Source organism: Paenibacillus sp. VTT E-133291 (assembly GCF_002264395.1).
Taxonomy (GTDB): Bacteria; Bacillota; Bacilli; order Paenibacillales; family Paenibacillaceae; genus Paenibacillus_AQ; species Paenibacillus_AQ nitricinens.
On the sequence record NZ_NFVA01000163.1, the window covers coordinates 1 to 6265 of the forward strand.

At 43.9% G+C, this 6265-nt stretch carries 3 protein-coding genes and 1 riboswitch; all 3 genes read right to left on the reverse strand.

Translation table 11 applies throughout. The features are described from left to right. Positions 1-205: 205 nt before the first annotated feature. The 3 genes from CA598_RS30770 to CA598_RS30780 all read right to left on the reverse strand — a co-directional run bounded on the left by CA598_RS30770 (position 206) and on the right by CA598_RS30780 (position 6187). A complete protein-coding gene (locus CA598_RS30770; protein ID WP_094878964.1) occupies positions 206-2911 on the reverse strand; it encodes a discoidin domain-containing protein in 2706 nt (901 codons plus the stop codon). A 51-nt stretch (positions 2912-2962) separates the two neighbouring features. Continuing rightward, complete coding sequence (locus tag CA598_RS30775) at positions 2963-4483, reverse strand: glycosyl hydrolase (protein ID WP_256990730.1); 1521 nt, start codon at positions 4481-4483, stop codon at positions 2963-2965. 153 nt (positions 4484-4636) lie between these two features. Continuing rightward, a complete protein-coding gene (locus CA598_RS30780; RefSeq protein WP_094871462.1) occupies positions 4637-6187 on the reverse strand; it encodes a glycosyl hydrolase in 1551 nt (516 codons plus the stop codon). A gap of 12 nt (positions 6188-6199) precedes the next feature. Continuing rightward, a riboswitch (cyclic di-GMP riboswitch) is annotated at positions 6200-6265 on the reverse strand. This riboswitch is flagged as partial in the annotation.

Below are 6265 nucleotides of genomic sequence, written 5' to 3' on the forward strand. Positions count from 1 at the left end.
AGTTATGCGGAATTTCTCCCTATAATACGGAGGATTTTCTAAAAGACAGCGATATCCGCTGGAATACAGGGAGAAATTCCCTATATTCCACCTGTTCAACCCTAAAACACAAAATTTATAGGGAAGAATTCCCTATTCCATTGTAGATCTATCTCACAGTTATTTAGTGCGCGCTATATACGATTATATAAATTCAAAGGATTGCTTATTCTCTGGAGTACACCTGTAACTCTTGAATAGACCAATAATTTCCGCCGGCTCCGGTCTGTACAATTTTGATATACCGTGTCTTTACCTTAGAAAAGGATATCTTCGTAAGCTCTTTTGTGCCTTTTCCAGAGGTGAGTTTGTTCCAGTTTTGAGCATCGTCAGAAATATAAACTACATATTCTCTTGGATAATCAAAAGGAGATAGCGTGCTATCCAAATCTATTCTTTCAATTTCATGTGCTACACCCAGATCAATCTGAAAATACTCTCCAGAAACCTGATGTTTTCCAGTGTCCCAGCGCGTACGCCGATCCCCATCGATGGCAAGGCTTGGAGCCGATGCCACCATATTTACATTTGAGGATACCTTCCATTTAGTACGATCCAGAGGAACCAGTCCGGTGGCTGTGATCTGAACTTTATCGGACAGTAAATTGGAGCCGGATACCCTTACCGCGTAGGTATATAAAGTTCCTTCATGTAAATTATGATCCGTGTACTCTGTTAGCTTCACATCAGTAGCGATCACTTTCATTTCCCCACCGCTACCATCAGCTCTAAGTAACTCGTAGCTTGCTCCTGGTGCCTCCAACCAATGTAATTTTACAGATAAACCTTTTGTTGCTGCGGCTTTGAATCCTTTAGGTGCCGACGGCTTTACTTCAGAGGAGAGCTGCAAAATGTACTGCACAGCCTCTCCTGGAGCAAGTGTCTCCGTAAAGGTTAACGTGGGAGTAGCCTTTTTCCCTGTTATATAACTTCTTGCTTTTTCATACGTATCCCCGTTTCCAAAACGCTCCCCTTCATACACACCGTTTTTCGGCATAGTCACATTTACACTCACGGTCTGTGGGGTAGACTCAAAGTTAACGAAATTAACCAATATCTTATTTGAGGTCGCTCCGCTACCCGCAAGAGGTTTTAATGTAGAAGTATCCACGGCGCGAACATAAACCAGCTTGTCGGCTAACACATCCTTGTTTGCAACTTGGTAAGTTAATGGAGCTCCATGCGTAGCATAAGCAAGACTGAGCCTTCTCATAATGCTGACACGTGAATCCTCGTTCTCTTTTGTATAGTAAATCTCTGTGGTTGCCGGATCATGCTCTTCTAAATTAAACCCGTATTTGAATAAACTGAAATCTTTAAAAAAAGCAGCATGTTGCACAAACATATCCGCATAACCAATATGCGCACGCATGATCCGGTCGAATACAGCCGCTGTCCGCTCCGTTGCCCCGTATTGATAGGCATCCACATGACTGTCCGAGGTACCAAATTCAGTGGTCAGCATTTTTTTGCCGAGCCCATTGTCTGCACCATCGAAGGTCTTCAAATTCTCAGTAAAGCTTCCCCCATTGCTAAAAATATAAGAGTCGCCGTAGGAATGTCCATTGGTCAAATCCGTGACCTTCTCCAGCTCCATACGCTGCTCTGGATCTCGTTCCCAGCCATCCGGATCTCCACATTCCTTCCCAGTTCCCTTCTGATTACCACAGGAATCCTCACTGTAGCTCGGCCAATACGCCCAGCCTGGAGCAACTGTTTGTAAATGGGGCGCGATTTGCTTGCCCTTTTTATTTAGCCAGTCCGCAATCGCCAAGTTAACTGCCTTAGAACGATTGAATAATCCTGGCTCATTATCTACCTCATAATATTGAAAATAGGGGCTATATTGCTCAAAATAATCTGTCAGCTTTTTCTCCGCATCAGCAGGCAACGAGCCATCTGCCTTAAGCTTAATATCACCAGTATGCAAATACAGCGCAACCGCCTGCATGTTGTAATCCTGCAATACCTTGTAATATTCCATCATATCTGAGCAGGATCTCCCGACATCACTGGCACAGCTAGTACGCATCACATTACCGCTATAAGCCATCCCTAACCATTTGATAACATAAGGCAAATGCGTAACCGCACCTTCATCAAAATAAAATTGCTTATTATTCACTACTGTGCCGGTCAGTGTATAGCTGCCATGAATAGGCTCGGAAATTGGAGCGTTAAGAGATTCTAAACGGAGATTATCCCAAGTCCACCAAGAATATTCGTCTTCTTTGTCACTGCAATATAAACAGCGAACCGTTTGCAGCTTCAATTCGTTCGTTCCCAGCTTCAATTGCTCCTTGGGAATGTATAATTCATAGGACTTTTGAAAGCTATATTCACTTTCTGTGCCCGATACGCCAGCAATTTGAATGATCCCCGACAATTGATGATTGGAAAACACACTCATTTGCGGCACGGATTTATAAGCATTCAGAATACCTACGCTAAATAAGACCCCATTCTCCGGGATCTTATTTAGCTGATAAGTGATCGTTAATTCCGGCTGGGTCTTTCCATTCAAGCCTGCAGGCAAGCTCTGAAGAGCCGATAGTTTGAGTGCTGAAGAAGGAACATTAAATACCTTCTTACTGCCGGAAGTGCCACTCGCAGCGAATTCAGCTGCTGAGCCATCATGTTGTCCCAGATTCCAGATCACAGTACCATCCGGTATTTCTGCTGCAGCATCAGTTCCTGTAGATAGTCTCGGTATATTGGCACCTACCTTATAATCATTCGTCTTATTCGTTCCGAAAACTGAGACAGACAACAGAAACAAGACGGTTAATGCGGCGAATTTCAGTAATAACAGTAATGGTTTGTTTGTAGATATTCTATTTTTTCCATTAGATATTCTCCTCGTTATTCCCATCCATAGGTCCTCTCTTTCTTCCGGAATGTCTAACCCTATCATTTCATTAGATTAAGGAAGGAACAATGCTCCTTGTGGAATTACCTGCTGCTTCTGGCTTGAACTCTCCCACAGTAAACGAAGATTGGCATCTCCTTCATTCTCATAATATTCAATTTGGATATCATAAAGCGTTCCAGCTGTGAGCGGGATACTTCCTTTATGAAGGGTTGCACTTTGATTGTTCCAATTGTCGATGATCAGCTTTCCGTCAATCCAGACACGGACTCCATCATCAGAGGATGCCGAAATCGTATATTTTTCACTGAATTTAGGCTTGAGCTTCCCTTTCCAGCGTACAGAAAAACGATCTTCATTTATCTCCGGGGCAGGTGACCCGCCATGCCAATTAAAATCAATCTTACGGTCATCGCGGATAAGTACCGCTTCTCCCTCTAAATCAGTATTGTTATAGTATTCTCCAGTTAAACCCGTTGGCGTTACCGGGGTTACCGGTGCTGTCGAAGGGCCTCCTGATGTGAGAACGTAATCCTCTCTCGATACTATAAACGAGTCATTCATAAAGCTTTTAATTGACTGTAGCGTATTATTTTCTGTCAGTAATTTTCCCCAAGTCATCATATAGACCCATTTATTTTGTTTCTCGGTTAATATTTCCGGGTTCGGCAGCTGTCCGCTCTCCCCGATTCCGATAGGTTTACCTTCAGCAAGTGCAAGCAGATCCTCATAGTAGGACTGCTTATAATCGTTATTGTAGATATCCGCAGCCAGAACATCGAGTTTATCCGCATCGGGATAATATGCAGCATATGGATCTGCCCATTCATTCGGTGCATTTGGATTCCACACCCACAGTAGATTATTTAGCTTGTGTGTGTTTACAAAACGATCATAGACAATATTCCAAAGCGCTGAAAAATTGTCCTTTTTCCCCCACCAAAACCAACCGCCGTTCATTTCATGGTAAGGTCGCCATAAGACTGGAACTCCGGCATCACGCAGCTGTTCTAAATATCCAGCGATCTCGTCTAGATCAGAAATAAGACGCTTATACTGAGCCGTCCCAGGCGTAACATACGCATTAAACTTTTCTTGACTGAGACTTCTGTTTACATTGGACCATTCTGGAGATGTCCCCGGCAAACTCTGATGGAATGTCATGGCTACAATGCCACCCTCTTGATGCCACTCAATTGCACTGTCAATAACAGCTTGCCGCTGTTCTGCGATCGTCCCCTTGGATTGATTATTAATCGCCCCTAATTCATAACCATGTAAAACGGCATTCTGTCCCGAAGTATTTTTCAGCTTATGAACCAGTTCATCTGGGCTTTCTAGATAATCATGCTGGCCGGACAGGATTCCTTTGCCACGTAGATTCACCAAATTACTCAGCAGTTGCTTGGCTTCTTCAGAAGCTGATGGATTGCTTGGTATAGCCGGAGGTAGAGAGGAAGAAACACTCATAGCCTTCGGAAGACTCCTAACCTCTCCCCAAGGCAGCAAGGAAAAAATAATAAACACCGGTAATATAGTAAACAACAATCTGTTTTGCTTATAATATTTACGCAAATAAATCCTCCTTTCGGTAGCTGTACTGCCTCCACAGGTAATAAATGAACATACCTGTTATCGGACAATCGTCTTCTGACCTAATGAGGACTATAGCTTAGTAGCTCTGCAATAACGCAGAGCTACTAAGGATCGACCTTTAATTTTCATCAATCAGGAGACATCCGGAAGAAAAAGTGCACTTGCTGGAACTGTCTCTTTAGCTTGACTAGCACTTTCCCACATCAAGCGGACTCTCGCATCGCCTTCATTCTCGTAATACTCCACCTTGATATCGTATAGCTGGCCAGCCGTCAGCGTTATGGTGCCCTTACGCTCAGTACCACTTTGCTTAGTCCAGCTATCAATCACAGATTCCCCATTCACCCAGACACGGATGCCATCATCTGAGGTAGTGTAAAATGTATATTGCTCTTCATATAATGGCTTAATTTTACCGCTCCAACGTATGGAGAAACGATCAATCCCGAGGGCGGCATCCGGCGATCCTAGCCGCCAATTGAAATCGATCATCGCATCTGTTCTAGTAAGAGCTGCTGCTCCCGACAGCTGGATGTTGTTATAATATTCTCCTGCAAGCCCCTTCGCAAGAGGAATTGCTGCCTCTCCCTCTTCTTCGGAAGGTGCCGGCGCTGGTGCAGCGCTAGGCTTCGGTACCAGACTAGTATTTAATTTATCTCTAGTCAGGGTATAGTTGCTATTCATAAAAGTTTTGATTGTGTCTGCACTGTTATTATCGTAAAGCATTTTTCCCCAGCTCATCATATACGTCCATTTACTTTGCGATTGCTGTAGCTTCTCCAGATTAGGCACTTCACCATTCTCCCCGATCGCAATCGGTTTGCCAGCGGCTAGACTCAACAAGCTATCATAGTATTTTTGCTGGTAATCATTTTCGTATATATCTGCTGCCAGAATATCTACTTTATCTGCTCCTGGATAAGTTGACGCATAAGGATCTGACCAAACATTCGGAGCATTCGGACTCCATACCCATAACAAATTATTTAATTTATGAACGTTAACAAAACGGTCATACATAACATTCCAAAGTTTTGAAAAGTTGTTTTTCTTCCCCCACCAGAACCAGTTTCCGTTCATTTCATGATAGGGTCTCCAAAGTACCGGAACGTTGGCATCACGTAAGCTCTTTAGGGAGACTGCTACCTTATCAAGTTCAGCGATCAGACTGTTATATTGCTTGGTACCCGGTGTAACGTAACTATCGAACTCACTTTGGCTAAGCGTTTTTTTCACATTACCCCAGTCATAAGCGGTGCCTGGCAGGTTAGCATGAAAAGTCATAGCTACGATCCCGCCCGCTTTATTCCAGTTGATGGCGCTGTTCACCACATTTTGACGCTGCCAGGCCATCGTTCCTTCGGACTGGCCACTGATCGCGCCCAGTTCATAACCGTGAAGAGCTGCGTACTGTCCGCTTGTTCCCTTCAGCATATTGTTAATTTCATCTGGACTTTCTAAATAGTCATGTTGACCAGCAATAATACCTTTTCCTGAAATCGAGTAAAGATAGTTAAGCAGCTTTACGGCTTCGGGTGAGGCTCCTGGGGTAACTGGGGTACCAGAATTTGAAGCAGCTATGACAACAGACGGCGAAATTCCAACAGTAAGCGGAAGTGCAGTCAGAAACAGGACGAGTGACAGAAATGCGCCAAATAATCGATACGTACGGTAAGCTTTCAAAATAATCTCCCTTTCGGTAGCCAGGCTGCCACTCTTTCGAAGGCCCTATAGCTTTGCGTCCCTACCTTTCGATAGGTT

Coding starts and splice junctions, on each gene's coding strand:
- CA598_RS30770 (WP_094878964.1), bottom strand. CDS start 2,911: ATGGGAATAACGAGGAGAATATCTAATGGAAAAAATAGAATATCTACA.